Genomic DNA, 18,738 nt, shown 5'->3' with positions numbered 1-18,738 from the left:
TGGCTTAACCGGAAATGAAACTGGGCCACACCGGGAACTGAAGCTTCAGCGCCCAAACGAAGGCGACGTAGCTGCCGATGGCGAGCACGGTGGCAAGAACGAAAACATCGCGGGCCTTGAACTCATTGCCAGCCAGGCTGGAGATGAAGGTCAGTGCGTAGATGCCGACGATGAGGCCCATGGCCGGGATGCCCAGGCTGGGCAAGCCGCCCAGCAGAATGCCGAAGGCAAAGTTGGCGGCCAGGATGAAGAACAGGGGCTTCCAGGCCCACTTGCCGATCTTGTCGCCGTCCACTGTTTCGACCACAGTGGCCTTGAACGTGATCACGCTGCCGATGATGGCCAGCAGGATCCCCAGCATGAGCGGGAAGTACCCGGGTCCCATGCGGGCGCCATTGCCAACGTTGTACGTGGTGGCACCCCACGCAAACGCGACTCCGACACCCATGAACATGAGGCCGGAAAAAAAGTCTTTCTGACTCTTGATTTGCAAGATATGTCTCCTATGCGGATTTCACAACCGTGCGATTGTGCTGGCAACAGGAGGCTTATCGGATGTGGATTCCACCTACACCCGGTAACACTCGGGACCGCGCGTTTTCCCTCTGTACGAAGCGCGAAAATCAGTCCATGGGTGGCGTTGCGGACATCACTTCCTCGATCGTCGTGAGCCCCTCCGCCACCCGCAGCGCACCGGCCAGGCGCAGGGGCCGCATGCCGTCGGTGATGGCCTGGCGGCGCAGGGCTTCCATCGAGGGCGCCGTGGTGATCTTGTCCTTGAGCGCCTCGCTCACCGTGAGCAGTTCGTACAGCCCCATGCGGCCCTGGAAACCGGTCATGCGGCAGTCCACGCAACCCACGGCCTTGTAGGGCTGGTAGGCGCCGCTGAGCTTCCAGGGCTTGATGAAGGCGCTGAGCGCCTCGCGGTCGGCCGACTCGTCCTTTTGCTTGCACTGCTTGCAGAAGGTGCGCACCAGGCGCTGCGCGAGCACGCCGAGCAGCGTGGCGTTGATGAGGTACGAGGGCACGCCCAGCTCCATCATGCGGGTGATGGCCGAAGGCGCGTCGTTGGTGTGCAGCGTGGAGAACACCAGGTGGCCCGTGAGCGCTGCCTGGATGGCCATCTCGGCCGTTTCCAGGTCGCGGATTTCGCCGACCATGATGATGTCCGGGTCCTGGCGCATCAGCGCGCGCAGGCCTTCGGCGAAATTGAAATCGAGCTGCGGCTGCACCTGGGTCTGGTTGAAGCTCGGCTCGATCATTTCGATCGGGTCTTCCACTGTGCTCACATTGACCTCTTCCGTGGCCACGCGCTTGAGCGTGGAGTACAGCGTGGTGGTCTTGCCCGAGCCCGTGGGCCCGGTCACCAGGATGATGCCGTGCGGCCGCTTGACCAGCGCCTCCCAGCGCGCCGCGTCGTGCTGCGCAAAGCCCAGCGCGTCCAGGTCCTTGACGGTGTTGTCGGGATCGAAGATCCGCATCACCATCTTTTCGCCAAAGGCCGTAGGCAGCGTGGACAAACGCATTTCCACCTCGTCGCCGCGCTGGTTGCGGGTCTTGATGCGGCCGTCCTGCGGGCGGCGCTTTTCCACCACGTCGATGCGGCCCAGCAGCTTGATGCGCGAGATCATCGCGTTGTGCACGCCCATGGGCATCTGGTAGACCGGGTGCAACACACCGTCGATGCGAAAGCGGATCACCCCCTGCTCGCGCCGTGGCTCCAGGTGGATGTCGCTGGCTCGCTGGTCAAAGGCGTACTGCCAGAGCCAGTCCACCACCTTGACCACGCCCTGGTCGTTGGCATCGAGCTGCTTGTTGCTGCGCCCCAGCTCCACCAGTTGCTCGAAGCTGCTGCCGCCCGATGCGCCACCCGCCTTCTGCGCCGCGCGCACCGATTTGGCCAGCGCGAAGAACTCCGCCGTGAAGCGGTGGATGTCCTGCGGGTTGGCCACCACGCGGCGCACCGTGCGGCGCGCCTGGCGCTCGACCTCGGCCACCCAGTCATCGACGAAGGGCTCGGCCGTGGCCACCACCACCTCCTTGGGGGTCACCTGCACAGGCAGCACCTTGTGGCGCTCGGCATAGGTGGCGCTCATGGTGTCGGCGACCCGGCCCACGTCCACCCGAAGCGGGTCGATGCGCATGTACGGCAGGCCGGCGCGCTGCGCCAGGTACTCGGTGAGCAGTTCGATGTCCAGCGGCTTGCCATCGGAGGCGCGCGTCATGGCCACCGCAGCCAGCCGCACCAGGGCCGGCTGCGAGCTTTCGGCCTGCGAGCAGCGGGCAATGGTGCGCTGCGCCTCCTCCTGGGAGATCACGCCATCGGCGCTCAGCCATTCGACCATGCGGCGCCAGTCCACGGGCCCGATGTGGTTGACCGGCTTGATGGCCGCCTTGGCGGCGGGGATGGGGGGGATGACGGCGGTGCTCATGTCTGCAGACCTCTCAGAGGGGGTGGACGGGGCAGGACGAAGGAGTCGGGTGCACCATGTTCAGGCAACCGGCTTGAAAACGCGCATCCACTTGGTGGTGGGCAGGCCCCAGCGCTCCTGGATGGCCTCGGCCCGGGCGGCCAGCTCGGTGCGCTTGGGCCGCGTGGGCGTGCGCTGGGCCAGCACCACGGTGTTGCCTTCGCGCGTGGGCTTGAAGGCCCACAGCGCATCGTCGCCAAAGGCGCTGGCCATGCTCTTCAAGCTCTTCTCGTAGCTCGAGGAGCGACCGAACAGGTTCACGGTCATGCTGCCGTCCTCGGACAGCAGGGCGCGGCAATCGGCATAGAAGTCGGGGCTGTCGAGCACGGGGGCGGCGGCATCGTGGTCGTACAGGTCCACGGCGAGCGCATCGACCGTGCCTAGCCACATGGGGTTCTGGATCTCCTTGGCCGCATCGGCCAGCACCACGCGCAGCTTGGGGCCGTCGGGCGGCAGCTTGAACCACTGGCGGCACACGGCCACCACCTGCGGGTTGAGCTCGATGGCGGTGGCGCACAGGCGCAGCTTCTTGTGGCAGAACTTGGTGATGGCCCCGGCACCCAGGCCCAGCTGCATGGCGTGGCGCTTGCCCACCGAAGCGGGCTCGACGAAAAGCAGCCAGGCCATCATGCGCTGCACGTATTCGAGCTCCAGCGCGAAGGGTTCAGCCACGCGCATGGAGCCCTGGATCCAGGGCGTTCCCAGGTGCAGGTGGCGCACCTCGCCATCGTCGGAGACGCTGACTTCGGGCAGTTCGATGGGGCTGGTTTTCTTGCGGGTCATTCAGGTCAATTGGTGGCGGGCCATGAGTTCGGCCCACGCGTTCAGTTTGCGCTCGAAGCTCCAGGAGGCATTGGCCGGGCTGGTGGACGGCAGTTTGTACACCGGCACGCCCAGGGCTGCGGTGCGCGCGGCGTGCTTGAAGCTCTCGCCTCCATTGTGGGCGATGGCGGCCAGGCGCGGTGCCACGGCGCGCAGCGAGGCGAAGTCGTTCACCACGGCATGGCGGATGTCGGCGTCCAGGCTGCCCTCGCGCTCGCAGCTGGCATACACGTCCCACAGGCCCAGGCCGCGCGCCAGCAGCCATTCGCAGCGCAGGGCATAGCTGGCGGGCCCGGCAGGGCCGGGCAGGGGGTGCTGCGGCCAGAGGGCCTGCAGGATGCGCCAGAAGTGGTTCTGCGGGTGGCCGTAGTACTGCTGCGCGCGCAGCGAGGCCGCACCAGGGAAGCTGCCCAGCACCAGCACGACGGTGCGGGCGGACACCACGGCGGGCAGTCCGACCAGCCGGAGAGCGGGAGCGTCGGGATCGTCGGGTGGCAACGGGGTAGTGGGGGCAGGCATGCGGCGTGGAGGGCCGGATGCACGGGCATCCGATCACTATCAAATATATAGCTAAAAACCGAGAGCGACGGTCATGAATCGGTAAAAGACCGTGACGGTGCCTGCCCGGCCTGCAGCAGGGACGCCAGGCGCGGCAGCGCCGCGAGCGCGTTGGCGGTGGAGGCTTCGGCCAGCGCCTGCACGGTCATGCCGCGCAGTTCGGCTACCACCTGCGCGATGCGCGGCAGCTCGCCCGGGGTGTTGCGCCCCTGGGGCCGGCCTGCCTCGCGCTCGGCGGCGGTGGCGTAGAGCCAGTGCGGGGGGATATCGGGAGAGTCGGTCTCCATCACCAGGCAGTCGAGCGGCAGCTGGGTGGCCAAGCGGCGCAGCTGCAGGGCCCGGTCGTAGGTGACGGCACCGCCAAAGCCGAGCTTGAAACCCAGGTCCACGAAGGCCTGGGCCTGCTGCTCGCTGCCGTTGAAGGCGTGGGCGATGCCCGACAGGCCCCGGACCTCGCGCAGGCCCTTGAGAAGTTTGTCGGCCGAGCGGCGCACGTGCAGGATCACCGGCAGCCCGAAGCGCCGCGCCAGCTGCAGCTGCGCGCGGTAGAAGTGCTCCTGCCGGGCGGAATCCAGCCCCGGCACGAAATAGTCGAGCCCGATCTCGCCCACGGCGACGAGGCGCGGGTCTTCCCGGTGCTGCTCCAGCGCTTGCCCGAGCAGTTCAAGGTCTCCATCTGCGGCATGTCCTGTGTACAGGGGATGGATGCCCAAGGCGTAGCTGTCCCCATACTGGTGCGCAAGGGTGCGCACGGCATCCCAGTTGGACTGCTCCACCGCAGGCAGCACGCAATGCCCAACGCCGGCCTGGCGGGCCTGCTCGCGCACGGTGTCGGTGTCGGAAGCCAGCTCGGGTGCATCCAGGTGGCAATGGGTATCTATCCAGAAGTTCATGGCAAACATGATGCACGATGGAAACCCCCGGGGTATGCACAGGGGCGCGATCCGTGCTACTGTGAAAACATGCGCCATGCCATGGTGTACCGGAAGGTGACAGGATGCCCAGACCCACTGTCTACAGCAGCTCCCGCCCCGCTCGCCGCCCTGCCGGGGCTGCGGCCCCGAGCGATGCTGCGCCCTCGGAACCGGTAGCCCCGACGGCGCCAGCCACCAGCCAGCCCGCCGGCAGGCCCCAGGCGGTCACCCTTTCGCGCCACAATCTCTACGCCCTGTGGGGCGCCTTGCTGGTGTTGGCAGCCCTGCTGGTCACCAGCGTGTGGCTGAACCAGCGCAGCGTGCCCCGCAAGCTCACCCAGGAAGACATCGACCAGGCGGTGCTGCGCACCCTGGAAACCACCACCTTGCCCTCGGCGGCCGCACGCGCTGTGGAGACCATCGCGCCTTCGGTGGTGCGCGTGGTGGGCTTCGGGCGCAGCAAGAACGGCAAGGACGAGGTCGAGCGCGGCGTGGGCACGGGCGTGGTGATCGTCGACAAGGGCATCATCCTCACCAACCTGCACGTGGTGCAGGGGTCCGACCGCATCCAGCTGACCTTCCACGACGGGCTGCAGACCACGGCCACCATCACCGGCGTGCAGCCCGAGAACGACCTGGCCGTGCTCCAGGCCCACAAGGTGCCCGACGACCTGGAGGCCGCCTCCCTGCGCTCCACCAACGACCTGCGCCCCGGCGACCAGGTCGCCGTGGTGGGATTTCCCTTCGGCATCGGCCCATCGGCCTCGGCGGGCGTGATCTCGGGCCTGGGGCGCCAGTTCACCTCGCCCGAAGGCAAGCGCGAGCTGGGCAACCTGATCCAGTTCGACGCGGCGGCCAACCCCGGCAACTCGGGCGGCCCGCTGGTCACCATGGATGGGGAGGTGATCGGCATCGTCACCGCCATCCTGAACCCGACGCCGGCGCGCACTTTCATCGGCATCGGCTTTGCCGTGCCCATCGAGAACGCGGCCTCGGCCGTGGGCATGTCACCCTTCTGACCCCCCTTTCAATACGCACCCATCCTCGCAAGGAGTCCCATGGAACCGACCCCGCAGCCGTTTGCATCGAATGCCGCCACCGCCACGCTGATGGAGCAGGTGCTCTACGAAGTCAAGCGCGTCGTGGTCGGGCAGGACCGCTTCCTGGAGCGGGTGATGGTGGCCATGCTGGCCCAGGGCCACCTGCTGGTCGAGGGCGTTCCGGGCCTGGCCAAGACGCTCACCGTGAAGACCCTGGCCAGCACCATCCAGGGCAGCTTCAAGCGCATCCAGTTCACGCCCGACCTGGTGCCCGCCGACCTGGTGGGCACGCGCATGTACAACCAGAAGACGGGCGAGTTCAGCACCTCGCTGGGCCCGGTGTTCACCCACCTGCTGCTGGCCGACGAGATCAACCGCGCCCCCGCCAAGGTGCAGAGCGCCCTGCTCGAAGTGATGCAGGAGCGCCAGGTGACGATTGCCGGCGAAACGCACAAGGTGCCCTCGCCCTTCCTGGTGATGGCCACGCAGAACCCCATAGAGACTGAAGGCACCTACGCCCTGCCCGAAGCCCAGGTGGACCGCTTCATGATGAAGGTGTTGCTCGACTACCCCACCGAGGAAGAGGAATTCGTCATCGCCCAGCGCGCGCTCGCCGATCCCGTGCAGGTGCTGCCCGTGGCCACCACGGCCCAGCTGGCCACGCTGCAGGCCGAATGCCGCAGCGTGTATGTCGACCCCTCGCTGCTGCAATACGCCGTGAAGCTGGTGGCCGCCACGCGCGCACCGGCCCGGCATGACCTCAAGGACCTGGCGCCCTTCATAGCCTGCGGCGCCAGCCCGCGCGCCACCATCTGCCTGGCCGAAGGCGCCCAGGCCCTGGCCATGCTGCGCGGGCGCAGCTACGTGCTGCCCGAGGACATGACCGACCTGGCGGCCGATGTGCTGCGCCACCGGCTGTCGCTGTCGTACGAGGCGCTGTCCGAGGGCCTGGACGCCGATGCGCTGATCACGCGCATCATGGCCAAGGTGCCCGCCCCTGCCAAGCCCTTGCACCATGAGCAAAAAGCCGCCTGACACCGCAGCCACCGCCGCGCGCGCGCTGCCCACCCTGCCCGGCGAGGCCGACCGCCTGCTGCGGCAGCTGGAGTGGAGCGTCATCCGCCGCCTCGACGGGCTGCTGCAGGGCGACTACCGCACGCTGATGCGCGGGGCCGGCCTGGACCTCATGGACCTGCGCGAGTACCAGCCCCACGACGACGTGCGCCACATCGACTGGAATGTGACGGCGCGCCTGAACACCCCCCATGTGCGCGTGTTCACCGAAGACCGCGAGATGTCCGCCTGGTTCCTGCTGGACCTGAGCCCCTCGGTCAACTTCGGCCCCCAGGGCAACGCCAAGCGCGACATCCTCACCGGCTTCGTCGCAGTGCTCTCGCGCCTGCTCACGCGCCACGGCAACCGCGTGGGCGCCATGCTCTACGGCGCAGGGGGTGCCGACACACGCGCCGTGGACACCGTGCTGCCCCCGCGCAGCGGCCGCGCCCATGTGCTGCACCTGGTGCACCAGTTGCTCAAGCCGCCCCCCCAACTGCAATCGGGCAGCACCGAGCTGCACCTGCTTTTGCAGGGAGCCCTGGGCACCTTGCGCCGCCGCTCCACGGTGTTCGTGGTGTCCGACTTCATCAGCGCCCCCGGCTGGGAAAAGCCCCTGGCCCAACTGGCCCGCCGGCATGACGTGGTGAGCGTGCGCCTGCTCGATCCGCTGGAGCTGGAGCTGCCCGACGTGGGCCTGGTCACGCTGCGGGACGCCGAAAGCGGCGAGCAGCTGCAGGTGGACACGCACGACAGCGGCTTTCGCCACCGCTTTGCCCGCCTGGCGGCCCAGCGCGAAGCCGTACTGCGCGAGGGCCTGGCCAAGGCCGGCGCCGACACGCTGGAGCTGCGCACCGACGACGATCTGGTGGATGCACTGCTGCGCTTCATGGACCTGCGCCGGCACCGCGTGCGCCCCCCCACGCACCCTTCGTTCCAATGGACGGCCCCACGGGCCGCCGCCTGACAACCACAGGACACGCCACCATGGTCTTTCTCTGGCCCTCCCTGCTCTGGCTGCTGCTGGCCGTGCCGCTGCTGGTACTGCTGTACTGGTGGCTGCTGCACCGGCGCAAGAAAACGGCGCTGAGCTACTCCAGCCTGTCGCTGGTGCGCGAGGCCATGGGCCCGGCACAGCACCTGCGCCGGCACATTCCGCCCTTCCTCTTCCTGCTGGCGCTGGTGGCCCTGCTGCTGGCAGCTGCCCGGCCGCTGGCGGTGATCACCCTGCCCTCGCAGGACCAGACCATCATGCTGGCCATGGACGTCTCGGGCAGCATGCGCGCCACCGATGTGCAGCCCGACCGCATCACCGCCGCGCAGGACGCCGCCAAGGCCTTCATCGCCGAGCTGCCGCGCCATGTGCGCGTGGGCATCGTGGCCTTTGCCGGCAGCGCCCAGCTGGCCCAGCTGCCCACGCAAAGCCGCGAAGACCTGGTCAAGGCCATCGACAGCTTTCAGCTGCAGCGCGGCACGGCCACAGGCAACGGCATCATGCTCTCGCTGGCCACCATCTTTCCTGACGCCGGCATCGACATTTCGGCCCTGGGCGGGCGCCAGGCGATGAAGCCGCGCCCCCTGGACGAGCTCAACAAGCAGGACGCCGCCAAGCCCTTCACACCCGTCGCGCCAGGCTCCTACAACTCGGCCGCCATCATCATGCTGACCGACGGCCAGCGCACCACCGGGGTGGACCCGCTGGAAGCCGCCAAGTGGGCTGCCGACCGGGGCGTGCGCGTGTACACCGTGGGCGTGGGCACGCTGCAGGGCGAAACCATCGGTTTCGAGGGCTGGTCCATGCGCGTGCGGCTGGACGAAGAGACCCTGAAGGCCGTGGCCACCCGCACCGCCGCCGAATACTTCCACGCCGCCACGGCAGCCGACCTCAAGAAGGTCTACGAAACCCTGAGCTCGCGCCTCACGGTGGAGAAGAAGGAAACCGAGATCTCGGCGCTGCTGGCGCTGGCCGGGGCCGTGCTGGCGCTGCTCGCAGCCAGCCTGTCGGTATGGTGGTACGGGCGGGTGATGTAGGCACCGTCCTGTGCGTCAGCCGCCCTTGAACTGGCCCCGGCCGGAGCGCTTGGCCAGGTAAAGCCGGTCGTCCGCGCGGGCCATGAGGTCGGCCCAGCCCCTGGCCGGGTCCGTGCCCAGCGCCAGCCCCGCACTGGCGCCCACCGACAGCCGCAGCGCGCCCATCTCGAAAGGCGTGTGCGCCGCCTCCAGGACCTTGCCGGCCACGGCTTCGGCATGGGCCGGCGCACGCACGCAGGCCAGCACCACGGCGAACTCGTCTCCGCCGAGCCGTGCCACCGCATCGGTGGGCCGCACCAGCGCCAGCAGGCGCTGCCCAAAGGCCTGCAGCAACTGGTCGCCCACGGGATGGCCGTGCTGGTCGTTGACGGGCTTGAAATGGTCCAGGTCGATGTACAGCAAGGCCAGCAGGGGGCCTTCTGTCTCCAGATCCTTCTGCCCCACATAGGCCTGCAGCCCGGCCCGGTTGAGCAGGCCCGTCAGCGGGTCGTGCTGCGCCATCGCCAGCAGGCGGCCCGCCTCCTGGCGGTAGCTGGTGACGTCCTGGGCCATGGACACAAACCCATCGACCGCACCCGGCTCGGACCACAGCGGAATGAGGTGGATGGTGACGTGCCCGGCCGGCACGCGCTGCGGAAAATCCTTGTCGAAGGTGAGCGTCTCGCCGCCAAGCACCTTCTGCACCATGGGCTTGCTGCGCGCGTACTCTGCGGCCCCGAGGAATTCTTCCATGCTGCGGCCCACGATCTGCTCGCGCGGCACACGGTGCCAGCGCTCGAAGGCGCTGTTGACGAACTGGTAGCGCTCGTCCGGCCCCACCACCGCCACCAGCGAGGGCAGCGCCTCGGTGATGGAGCGCAGCGTGGCCGTCTGCTTGAGCAAGGCCGCGCGCGCCTGCGCCGCCTCGGAGATGTCACGCATGATGGCCGAGAAGTGTTGGATGCGCCCCTCCCCGTCGCGGTGGGCGATGACCATGTGGCTCACCGGCACCACCCGCCGATGGGCCGCGTACACCGTGGTCTCGCCCACCCACATGCTGTGGGCTCTGACGGCAGGCAAGATGGCCTGGGCATACAGCGCATTCGTCTCGGGTGTGTTGAACTCGGTGAACACATGCCCGGTCACGTCGTCGTCGGGCGCAAATCCCAGCGCGCGGCGTGCTGCAGGGTTCATGTAGGTGACCTGGCCCCGGAGGTCGGTCTGCACCACGAAGTCGGAGGTGTTCTCCAGAATGGCGGTCAGCACGCGCAGGCCGCGCTCGGCGGCAGCGCGCTGGGTGATGTCGATGCCGGTGGAGAAAAATCCGCGCACCGTGCCATCGTCGGAGATGTCGGGTACGAGCTGGCTTTCGATGCGGTGCAGCGCTCCATGGCGCACTTCATCGGACTCATAGCGCTGCGCCGTCCCCGCCAGCACCTGCTGCACGCGCTGCGCCACCTCCGGCGGCGTAGGCTCTCCGAGCAGATCCTCACGGGTGCGCCCGATGATGTCTTCGCGGCCCAAGCCAAAGCGCTGGCACGCCGCCTGGTTGGCGAATCGAAAGCGCAGCTCCCGGTCCACATAGCCGATGCGGATCGGCAGGCCATCCGTGACCAGCCGCACGAAGCGCTCACTGTCGGCCAGTTGCTGGGCCATGCGACGGCGCTCCGTCACGTCCTGGAAGGCACCGAACAGGCGCACCACGGCACCGCTCTCGTACTCGGCCTCGCCCACGGCACGCACCCAGATGCTGCGTCCGCTGGCAGTGACGAGGGGCAGCTCCAGATCCCATGCCTGGCCGGCATCCAGCGCGCTGCGCACCACCGCCGTCATGGCATCCCGGGCCTCGGGGGCATAGAAGCCCAGCGCATTCTCCAGCGTGGGCGTGTAGTCGGGCGCCACCTCGTGGATTCGCCGCGTTTCGGAGGACCAGGAAATGCTGCCGCTGCGCACGTCGAACTCCCATCCGCCCACCCGGGCTACACGGCCGGTGCGCTCCAGCAGTTGCTGGCTGGCCAGCAGTGCCCGTTCGGCTGCCTTCTGGGCGGTGATGTCGCGCCCGACGGAATGCAGATAGGGCCGCTGTTCGCTGTCGCGCAGACAGCTGTTGGTCCAGGCCATCCAGCGCTCGGTACCGTCGGCACTGACCATGCGGTTTTCCCCCTGCGTACTGCCCTCGCTGCGAAACACCTCGGCGATGCGCTCCCGGACCAGCGCCCGGTCGGCCGGTTCAACGTAGGCGAACAGGTCCTTGCCCACCATGTCCTGCGGCTCCTGGCCGAAGTGGTGGGCATAGGCCTGGTTCACGTAGAACACCTCGCCATGGGGCCAGGCCAGCGACAGCATCTCGGTCTGCGCCTCGACCATGGTGCGGTAGCGCCGCTCGCTTTCGGACAGGGCCTTCTCATACCCCTGGCGCACGGAAAACGCGCGCTCGATCAGGTCGCGGCGCATGTCCAGGGCCTGCGACACCATGGCCGAGAGCGAGCGCAGCAGGGCCCGCTGGTGCGCTGTGAGTTGGTGCGCCTTGCGGTCGATGACGCACAGGGTTCCCACGCGGTCGCCGTCGTCGCCGGTCATGAGCGGCGCACCGGCGTAGAAACGGATGTCCGGCGCACCCGTGACCAGCGGGTTGTGCGCAAAGCGCGCATCCAGCGTGGCGTCGGGCACCTCCATCACGTCGTCCATGTGGATGGCGTGGGCACAGAAGGCCACGTCGCGCGGGGTTTCATTCACCCCAGGCAGGCCGACATTGGCCTTGAACCACTGGCGCTCGGCATCGATCAGGCTGATGAGCGCGATGGGCACGCCACACACCTCGGCCGCCATGCGCGCAATGGAATCGAGCAGAGGCTCGGCCGGGGTGTCCAGCACCATCAGGGCGCGCAAGGCCTCGAGCCTGCGCGCTTCGTCGGAAGGGATGGATGCCGGAACCGTCATCTGCGGACTCTCCTGAAGCGGACTTCGGCCATCTTAGAGTGTCCTGGCGCGGATGGAGACTTTTCGACCGCAGCGGCAAGGATGCCGTGCGCCGGCACTCCGGGCCATGCCCGGGGGCAAGGCGCTATCCCAGCTTGCCCAGCACCAGGTGCACCACGCGGTCGCAGCGCGCGGCCAGTGACTCATCGTGCGTGACCATCACAAAGGCCGTGCCCTGCTCGCGCGCCAGTTGCAGCATGAGCGCGAAGACACCATCCGCCGTATTGCGGTCCAGGTTGCCGGTCGGCTCGTCGGCCAGCACGCAGGCCGGGCGCGTGACCAGGGCGCGCGCAATGGCCACACGCTGGCGCTCGCCGCCCGACAGCTCGGCTGGCCGGTGGTGCAGCCGCTCCTTGAGTCCCACCGACGCCAGCACGCGCGCTGCCTCCTCGCGGCATTGCTCCTGCGGCATGCGGCGGATGCGCAGCGGCATGGCCACGTTGTCCAGCGCGGTGAACTCGGGCAGCAGGTGGTGGAACTGGTAGATGAAGCCCAGGTGCTGGTTGCGCATCCGGCCCTGCTGCTCGGGCGACAGCGCCGAGAGCTGCTGGCCCTTGAGGCGCACGCTGCCGGCCGTGGGCGCATCCAGGCCGCCCAGCAGGTGCAGCATGGTGCTCTTGCCCGAACCCGAAGCGCCGACGATGGCCAGGGTTTCCCCCGCATGCACCTGCAGGTCCACGCCGTGCAGCACGGTCACGTCCAGCCGGCCTTCGGTGAAGCGCTTGGTCAGGCCCTGGGCCTGCAGCACCACCTCGCCACGGGCGGGCGGCGCAGCGGGCAGGGGTGCGGCGGATGGAGCGTTGTTCTTATTCATAGCGAAGCGCCTCGGCGGGGTTCACACGGCTGGCGCGCCAGCTGGGGTACAGGGTGGCCACGAAGGCCAGCACCAGGGAAATGACGGCGATGGGCACGATGTCCGAGCTTTGCGGCTCGCTGGGCATCTTGCTGATGAGGTAGATGTCCTTGGGCAGAAAGCTCGCGTTGAGCGCATGCTCGATGGCCGGCACGATGACGTCGATGTTGAAGGCGATGACCAGGCCCAGCGCCAGGCCGGCCAGGGTGCCGATCACGCCCACCATGGCCCCCTGCACGACGAACACGCCCATGATGCTCTTAGGGCTGGCGCCCAGCGTGCGCAGGATGGCGATGTCGGCGCGCTTGTCGGTCACCGTCATCACCAGGGTGGAGACGAGGTTGAAGGCCGCCACCGCCACAATGAGGGTGAGGATGATGAACATCATGCGTTTTTCGAGCTGCACGGCGGCGAACCAGGTGCGGTTTTGCTGCGTCCAGTCGCGGACCACCAGCCCGCCGCTCACGGTGCCCGCCAGCTCGGCGGCCACGGCGCGCGCCTGGTGCACGTCCTTGAGCTTCAGGCGGATGCCCGTGGGGGATTCGAGGCGGAAGATGCGCTGCGCGTCCTCGTGGTGCAACAGCACCAGGGCCGAGTCGTATTCGTAGTGGCCTGAATCGAAGGTGCCGGCCACCGTCATCTGCTTGAGGCGCGGCACCACACCGGCCGGGGTGACCTGGCCAGCGGGCGCGATCAGCGTCACCACATCACCCGCGCGCACGCCCAGGGACCGTGCCAGTTCGCCCCCCAGTACCACGCGGAACTCACCGGGCACCAGGAGTTTGAGCGTCTTCTCGTTGCCCGCAGCCAGGTCCGTCACCGAGCTTTCGAGCGCCGGGTCGATGCCGCGCACCAGCGCGCCGCGCATGTCCTGGCCGCGCGAGAGCAGCGCCTGGGCCGAGACAAAGGGCGCGGCCCCGGTCACGTTCGGATTGCGCCTGACCTCGGCCAGGGTGGTGGCCACGTCCGGCAGCGGCGCACCCTGGGGTGCCAGGATCTCGATGTGCGAGACCACGCTGAGCATGCGGTCGCGCACCTCGCGCTGAAAGCCGTTCATCACCGACAGCACGATGATCAGCGCCGCCACGCCCAGGGCGATGCCCAGCATGGACACACCCGAGATGAACGAGATGAAGCCATCGCGCCGCGTGGCACGGCCTGCGCGGGTGTAGCGCCAGCCCAGGGCCAGTTCGTAGGGGATTTGCATAGCTAGTTCAGGCCGCGCTCATTCATAGCGCAGTGCTTCTGCGGGGTTCACGCGGCTGGCGCGCCAGCTCGGGTACAGGGTGGCCACGAAGGCCAGCGCCAGCGAGATCAGGGCGATGGGCACGATATCGGTGCCCTGCGGTTCGCTGGGCATGCGGTCGATCAGGTAGATGTCCTTGGGCAGGAAGGCGGCACCCAGCGCCTTCTCGATGGCCGGCACGATCACGTCGATGTTGTAGGCGATGGAGAGGCCCAGGGCCAGGCCGGCCAGGGTGCCGATCACGCCTACCATGGCGCCCTGCACCACAAAGACGGTCATGATGCTTTTCGGGCTGGCCCCCAGCGTGCGCAGGATGGCGATGTCGGCCCGCTTGTCGTTGACCGTCATCACCAGGGTGGAGACCAGGTTGAAGGCCGCCACGGCCACGATCAGCGCCAGGATGATGAACATCATGCGCTTTTGCAGGCGCACGGCCTCGAACCAGGTGCGGTTCTGCTGCGTCCAGTCGCGCAGCAGCAGATCGCCGCTGAGCGTGTGCGCGAGCTCGATGGCCACTGCATTGGCCTGCTGAAGATCCTGCAGCTTCAGGCCGATGCCCGTGGGGCCGCGCAGGCCGAAGATGGCCAGGGCATCGTCCTGGTGCATCCAGACCAGGGTGGAGTCGTACTGGAAATGGCCCGAATCCACCGTGCCCGCCACCGTGAGTGGCTGGTAGCGCGGGCCGCCCTGGCTGCCACTGCCGCCCTGGACCACCGGCACCACCATGGTCACCGCATCGCCCGCCTTCACGCCCAGCGACTTGGCCAGTTCGCTGCCCAGGACCACGCGGAACTGCCCTGGCACCAGGGTGGCAAGCACCTCGGCGTTGGCCTGGGCCAGCGAGGTCACGCTGCCTTCGAGCGCGGGATCGATGCCGCGCACCAGGGCACCCTTCATGTCGTCGCCATGCGCGATCAGCGCCTGGGCCGCAACGAACGGGGCGGCGCCAGTGACGGCCGGGTTCTTGCGGGTTTCGGCCATGGTGCGTGCCGCGTCCTGCATGGCGGCCCCCTGGGGCGCAAAGACCTCGATGTGGGCGACCACGCCCAGCATGCGCTCGCGCACCTCCTTCTGAAAGCCGTTCATGACGCTCAGCACCACTATCAGCGCCGCCACGCCCAGGGCGATGCCCAGCATGGACGCACCGGAGATGAAGGAAATGAAGCCGTTGCGCCGCGTGGCCCGGCCCGAGCGGGTATAGCGCAGGCCCAGGGCCAGTTCGTAGGGAAGTTGCATGGATGGGAAAAAAGTGCCTGGACTCTGATGGGATAGCAGAACCCGGCGGGAGCGATTGTGGCATCCCGGACAATAGAGGGATGTCGGACATCCCCCATTTGCTCATCCCCCACGCTGCCAGCGCCTCCGAGGGGTGCCGGCAAACGCTGGCAACGCTCGACCTGCCGCACCTGGATCGCCTGCTGGCGCGCCTCGCGGCCGATCCAGCAGGCTCCAGTACCGCCGAGGAGACCAGCTTCTCTGCCCCCCACGAGCGCGCCCTGGCCCAGGCCCTGGGCCTGCCTGCCGAGGACGGGCTTACACCCTGGGCCGCGTGGCACCGCCTGCAGCAAGGCCAGCCGCCGGACGGCAAGGCCTGGGCCTTCGTGGCCCCCTGCCAGTGGCAGGTGACGACCGACCACATCACGCTGCGCGACCCCGAGGCCTTGGGCCTCACCGAAGCATCCTCGCGCGCCCTGCTGGCCATCGTCTCGCCCTGGTTCGCAGAGGACGGCATCCACCTGCACTACGACCAGCCCACCCGCTGGCTCGCCGAAGGCCCCCTGTTCGCCCACCTGGCCACCGCCTCGCTCGACCGCGTATTGCTGCGCGACGTGCGCGCCTGGATGCCCGATGCCGCCAAAGCCCGCACCCTGCACCGCCTGAACAGCGAGATGCAGATGCTGCTGTACACCCATGCCTTCAACGATGCGCGGGCCGAAAGCGGCCTGCCCATGGTCAATTCCTTCTGGGTGCACGGCGCAGGCGCCCTGCCCGCCACGGCGCTCGCACCCGCGCCCCAGATGCCCCTGGCCCTGCGCGACGCCGCGCTGCGCGAGGACTGGCGTGCCTGGGCGGTCGCCTGGAGCGCGCTGGATGCGGGCCCGCTGGCCGACCTGCTGCGCCAGGCCGAGCAAGGCGCCGCCGTGCGCCTGACCCTGTGCGGCGAACGCGCTGCGCTGGCCTTCCACACCGCCCCACGCGGCCTGCTGCAGCGCATGAAGGCCTACTTCCAGCCCACCCGTTTTGCCCAGGTGGCACCCCAGCTATGAAAATCACGGCAAGAGACATTCCCCCGCGCGCTGCCTGGGCGCTGGAGCAGGCGGGCGTGCACCCGCTGCTGGCCCGCCTGTACGCCGCACGCGGCGTGCGCGACAAAGAGGAGCTCGACGACGGGCTGGCACGCTTGCTACCACCCGCCGGGCTCAAGGGCATCCAGCAGGCAGCCACGCTGCTGGCCGACGCCATGGCGCAGGACCTGCGCCTGTGCATCGTGGCAGACTATGACTGCGATGGCGCCACGGCCTGCGCCGTGGCCGTGAGGGGCTTGCGCCTGCTGGGCGCCAAGCACGTGGACTACCTGGTGCCCGACCGCGTGACCGATGGCTATGGCCTCACCCCGCCCATCGCCCGCCGCGTGAAGGAGCGCGGCGCCGATGTGCTGATCACCGTGGACAACGGCATCGCCAGCGTCGAGGGCGTAGCCGAGGCCAAGGCCCATGGCCTGCAGGTTCTGGTGACCGACCACCATCTGCCAGGTCCCGAGCTGCCGCAGGCCGATGCCATGGTGAACCCCAACCAGCCGGGCTGCACGTTCGAGAGCAAATCCCTGGCCGGCGTGGGCGTGATGTTCTACGTGTTGATGGCCCTGCGCTCCGAGCTGCGCGCACGCGGTGTGTTCGACCTGGCGAGCCAGCCCAAGCTCGACCCACTGCTCACCCTGGTGGCTTTGGGCACCGTGGCCGACGTGGTGCGCCTGGACGCCAACAACCGCCGGCTGGTGGCCCAGGGCCTGCGGCGCATCCGCGCAGGGGCCATGCCGGCCGGCGTGGCCGCGCTGTTCACGGCAGCAGGCCGCAAGGCACCCGTGGCCACCACCTTCGACTTCGGTTTTGCACTGGGCCCACGCATCAACGCCGCAGGGCGCCTGGCGGACATGACGCTGGGCATCGAATGCCTGCTCACCGACGATGCGGGCCGTGCCAGCGATCTGGCCGGCCAGCTGGACACCATCAACCGCGAGCGCCGCGAGATCGAGGGCGGCATGCGCGAGCAGGCCATGCTGATGGCCGAGAATCTGTTCGACGAGAGCGAAGACCCGCCGCCCGCCATCAGTGTCTTCGATCCCGACTTCCACGAGGGCGTGGTGGGCATCGTCGCTTCGCGCATCAAGGACAGGCTGCACCGCCCGACCTTCGTCTTCGCCGCCAGCAGCGCGCCGGGCAAGGAGCACGAGCTCAAGGGCTCGGGCCGCTCCATTCCCGGGTTCCACCTGCGCGACGCGCTGGACCTGGTGGCCAAGCGCCACCCCGGTGTGCTGCTCAAGTTCGGCGGCCACGCCATGGCGGCCGGCTGCACCGTGGCCGCAGAGGCATTCGAGACCTTCGAGCAGGCACTGGCCCAGGTGGCGCAGGAATGGCTGGATGCCTCGACGCTCACGCGCCGCATCGAGACCGATGGCCCGCTGGCGCCCGAATACTGCAGCGCCGACGTGGTGGACACCCTGCACCGCGAGGTCTGGGGCCAGGGCTTTGCGCCGCCCACCTTCAGCGAAGAGGTCGTGGTGCTGAGCCAGCGGCTGGTGGGCGAGGGCAAGAACCACCTGTCCATCAAGCTCATGCACCAGGGCAACCCTGTCGACGCCATCTGGTTCGGCCATACCGACCAACTGCCGGCCCGCGTGCTGCTGGCTTTTCGCCTGGATGTGAACGAGTGGCGCGGCGAGCGCAAGGTGCAGTTTCTGGTGGAGGGCGCCGAGATCTAGATCAGAAGCCTGCTCATGCCTGCACGGGCGCCTTGCCGCGCTGGCGCACCACCGTGACCTGCTCGCCGCCCACGCCCCAATTGTCGGGGTCGACCTCGTCGATGATGACGGTCACGGTCTCGGGCTTCTTGTCGAGCACCTCCTGCATGAGGCGCGTGACGCCGGCGATCAGTGCGGCCTTCTGGGCGGAGGTGGTGGGAATGTCGCGGTTGGCCAGGCGGATGTTGATCAGGGGCATGGGAAGGCTTTCTTTCCGTCGGGAAGTTGCGGTCTCTGGAAGAACAAAGGCAGCCTGCGCTGCCTTCGTGGATTGTCTGCGGGAGCGCTGCCCCCTTGCAACGCCTGCGGTCAGAAGCTTTCCCAGTCGTCGTCCCCGCCCTTGGCCGTGGCGCGGGGGGCGGGCGCCGGTGCGGGCCCTGCGGCAGCGGGCTTGTGGGCAGCCGTCGCCTTCTTGGGCACGGAGGAGGTCAGGCGCGCAGTGGCCGATGCTGCGGCCCGTGCAGCGGGCTTGCCGGCAAGGGCCGTGCGCGCCGGTGCCGGCACGGCCCGGCTGGCGGCCGGCGCAGGGCGTGGTGCGGCGGCAGCACGCGGCGGCGCGGCAGGCGCGCGCACAGCCACGGCGCCGACGTTGAACATGGAAACCACCTCGGCCAGCTTCTGCGCCTGGTCGCGCATGGACGCCGCTGCAGCCGTGGACTCCTCCACCAGCGCCGCGTTCTGCTGCGTCATCTGGTCCAGGTGCGTCACCGCCTGGTTGACCTGTGCAATGCCGTCGCGCTGCTCGGTGGACGAGGCCGTGATCTCTCCGATCAG

The 18,738-nt window shown here is 68.6% G+C and carries 16 protein-coding genes and 1 pseudogene; 6 read left to right on the top strand and 11 right to left on the bottom strand.

Features of this window, described 5'->3' with window-relative positions:
* Positions 1–4 precede the first annotated feature (4 nt).
* From ASE31_RS12585 to ASE31_RS12565, 5 genes are all read right to left on the bottom strand, one after another.
* Complete coding sequence (locus ASE31_RS12585; RefSeq protein WP_057201956.1) at positions 5–493, bottom strand: tripartite tricarboxylate transporter TctB family protein; 489 nt, start codon at positions 491–493, stop codon at positions 5–7.
* 130 nt (positions 494–623) lie between these two features.
* Positions 624–2,432: a GspE/PulE family protein gene (locus tag ASE31_RS12580; RefSeq protein WP_057201955.1), complete on the bottom strand. Its 1,809-nt coding sequence runs from the start codon at positions 2,430–2,432 to the stop codon at positions 624–626.
* Positions 2,433–2,492: 60 nt separating this feature from the next.
* Positions 2,493–3,254, bottom strand: coding sequence for a hypothetical protein (locus ASE31_RS12575; protein WP_057201954.1), 762 nt, complete (start codon positions 3,252–3,254; stop codon positions 2,493–2,495).
* A complete protein-coding gene (locus ASE31_RS12570) occupies positions 3,255–3,812 on the bottom strand; it encodes a DNA-deoxyinosine glycosylase (protein ID WP_057201953.1) in 558 nt (185 codons plus the stop codon).
* Between the two features lie 71 nt (positions 3,813–3,883).
* The gene (locus ASE31_RS12565) at positions 3,884–4,744 is read right to left on the bottom strand and encodes a TatD family hydrolase (RefSeq protein WP_057202534.1); all 861 of its coding nucleotides are present in this window, start codon (positions 4,742–4,744) and stop codon (positions 3,884–3,886) included.
* 104 nt (positions 4,745–4,848) lie between these two features.
* Between ASE31_RS12565 and ASE31_RS12560 the strand changes: the two genes are divergently transcribed.
* From ASE31_RS12560 to ASE31_RS12545, 4 genes are read left to right on the top strand one after another with little or no spacing between them, the layout of a single operon-like run.
* Positions 4,849–5,784 carry a S1C family serine protease gene (locus ASE31_RS12560; RefSeq protein WP_057201952.1) on the top strand — a complete coding sequence of 312 codons (936 nt, stop codon included), beginning with the start codon at positions 4,849–4,851 and terminating at the stop codon, positions 5,782–5,784.
* Positions 5,785–5,823: 39 nt separating this feature from the next.
* Positions 5,824–6,840: a MoxR family ATPase gene (locus ASE31_RS12555; RefSeq protein ID WP_057201951.1), complete on the top strand. Its 1,017-nt coding sequence runs from the start codon at positions 5,824–5,826 to the stop codon at positions 6,838–6,840.
* On the top strand, positions 6,821–7,825 hold the full coding sequence (locus tag ASE31_RS12550) for a DUF58 domain-containing protein (RefSeq protein WP_179681753.1): 1,005 nt from the start codon (positions 6,821–6,823) through the stop codon (positions 7,823–7,825). The genes ASE31_RS12555 and ASE31_RS12550 overlap by 20 nt, the downstream gene beginning before the upstream one ends.
* A gap of 20 nt (positions 7,826–7,845) precedes the next feature.
* Positions 7,846–8,889, top strand: a complete 1,044-nt coding sequence (locus ASE31_RS12545) for a VWA domain-containing protein (RefSeq protein WP_057202530.1) — start codon at positions 7,846–7,848, stop codon at positions 8,887–8,889.
* A 15-nt stretch (positions 8,890–8,904) separates the two neighbouring features.
* Here ASE31_RS12545 and ASE31_RS12540 read toward each other — a convergent pair whose 3' ends face one another.
* From ASE31_RS12540 to ASE31_RS12525, 4 genes are all read right to left on the bottom strand, one after another.
* Complete coding sequence (locus tag ASE31_RS12540) at positions 8,905–11,808, bottom strand: PAS domain S-box protein (RefSeq protein WP_057201950.1); 2,904 nt, start codon at positions 11,806–11,808, stop codon at positions 8,905–8,907.
* Positions 11,809–11,932: 124 nt separating this feature from the next.
* Positions 11,933–12,661 carry a lipoprotein-releasing ABC transporter ATP-binding protein LolD gene (gene lolD, locus ASE31_RS12535; RefSeq protein ID WP_057201949.1) on the bottom strand — a complete coding sequence of 243 codons (729 nt, stop codon included), beginning with the start codon at positions 12,659–12,661 and terminating at the stop codon, positions 11,933–11,935.
* A complete protein-coding gene (locus ASE31_RS12530) occupies positions 12,654–13,907 on the bottom strand; it encodes a lipoprotein-releasing ABC transporter permease subunit (protein WP_057201948.1) in 1,254 nt (417 codons plus the stop codon). The genes lolD and ASE31_RS12530 overlap by 8 nt, the downstream gene beginning before the upstream one ends.
* Before the next feature lie 18 nt (positions 13,908–13,925).
* Entirely contained in the window at positions 13,926–15,182 is a 1,257-nt protein-coding gene (locus ASE31_RS12525) for a lipoprotein-releasing ABC transporter permease subunit (protein ID WP_057201947.1), read from the bottom strand.
* Between the two features lie 80 nt (positions 15,183–15,262).
* Here ASE31_RS12525 and ASE31_RS12520 point away from each other — a divergent pair, with 80 nt between their 5' ends.
* Complete coding sequence (locus ASE31_RS12520; RefSeq protein WP_057201946.1) at positions 15,263–16,213, top strand: hypothetical protein; 951 nt, start codon at positions 15,263–15,265, stop codon at positions 16,211–16,213.
* Positions 16,210–17,925: a single-stranded-DNA-specific exonuclease RecJ gene (recJ, locus tag ASE31_RS12515; protein ID WP_057201945.1), complete on the top strand. Its 1,716-nt coding sequence runs from the start codon at positions 16,210–16,212 to the stop codon at positions 17,923–17,925. The genes ASE31_RS12520 and recJ overlap by 4 nt, the downstream gene beginning before the upstream one ends.
* A 13-nt stretch (positions 17,926–17,938) precedes the next feature.
* On the opposite strand, the gene ASE31_RS12510 is transcribed toward recJ, so the two are convergent.
* Positions 17,939–18,163 carry a 4-oxalocrotonate tautomerase family protein gene (locus ASE31_RS12510; protein WP_057201944.1) on the bottom strand — a complete coding sequence of 75 codons (225 nt, stop codon included), beginning with the start codon at positions 18,161–18,163 and terminating at the stop codon, positions 17,939–17,941.
* Positions 18,164–18,273: 110 nt separating this feature from the next.
* Positions 18,274–18,738, bottom strand: a pseudogene (locus ASE31_RS32580) (methyl-accepting chemotaxis protein); the annotation flags it as partial.

It is taken from the genome of Acidovorax sp. Root217, assembly GCF_001428645.1.
GTDB lineage: Bacteria > Pseudomonadota > Gammaproteobacteria > Burkholderiales > Burkholderiaceae_C > Acidovorax.
This window is presented reverse-complemented; position numbering and strand designations above follow the sequence as displayed.

Coding starts and splice junctions, on each gene's coding strand:
- recJ (WP_057201945.1), top strand. CDS start 16,210: ATGAAAATCACGGCAAGAGACATTCCCCCGCGCGCTGCCTGGGCGCTG.
- ASE31_RS12550 (WP_179681753.1), top strand. CDS start 6,821: ATGAGCAAAAAGCCGCCTGACACCGCAGCCACCGCCGCGCGCGCGCTG.
- ASE31_RS12510 (WP_057201944.1), bottom strand. CDS start 18,163: ATGCCCCTGATCAACATCCGCCTGGCCAACCGCGACATTCCCACCACC.
- ASE31_RS12555 (WP_057201951.1), top strand. CDS start 5,824: ATGGAACCGACCCCGCAGCCGTTTGCATCGAATGCCGCCACCGCCACG.
- lolD (WP_057201949.1), bottom strand. CDS start 12,661: ATGAATAAGAACAACGCTCCATCCGCCGCACCCCTGCCCGCTGCGCCG.
- ASE31_RS12570 (WP_057201953.1), bottom strand. CDS start 3,812: ATGCCTGCCCCCACTACCCCGTTGCCACCCGACGATCCCGACGCTCCC.
- ASE31_RS12525 (WP_057201947.1), bottom strand. CDS start 15,182: ATGCAACTTCCCTACGAACTGGCCCTGGGCCTGCGCTATACCCGCTCG.
- ASE31_RS12575 (WP_057201954.1), bottom strand. CDS start 3,254: ATGACCCGCAAGAAAACCAGCCCCATCGAACTGCCCGAAGTCAGCGTC.
- ASE31_RS12530 (WP_057201948.1), bottom strand. CDS start 13,907: ATGCAAATCCCCTACGAACTGGCCCTGGGCTGGCGCTACACCCGCGCA.
- ASE31_RS12565 (WP_057202534.1), bottom strand. CDS start 4,744: ATGAACTTCTGGATAGATACCCATTGCCACCTGGATGCACCCGAGCTG.
- ASE31_RS12520 (WP_057201946.1), top strand. CDS start 15,263: ATGTCGGACATCCCCCATTTGCTCATCCCCCACGCTGCCAGCGCCTCC.
- ASE31_RS12560 (WP_057201952.1), top strand. CDS start 4,849: ATGCCCAGACCCACTGTCTACAGCAGCTCCCGCCCCGCTCGCCGCCCT.
- ASE31_RS12545 (WP_057202530.1), top strand. CDS start 7,846: ATGGTCTTTCTCTGGCCCTCCCTGCTCTGGCTGCTGCTGGCCGTGCCG.
- ASE31_RS12580 (WP_057201955.1), bottom strand. CDS start 2,432: ATGAGCACCGCCGTCATCCCCCCCATCCCCGCCGCCAAGGCGGCCATC.
- ASE31_RS12540 (WP_057201950.1), bottom strand. CDS start 11,808: ATGACGGTTCCGGCATCCATCCCTTCCGACGAAGCGCGCAGGCTCGAG.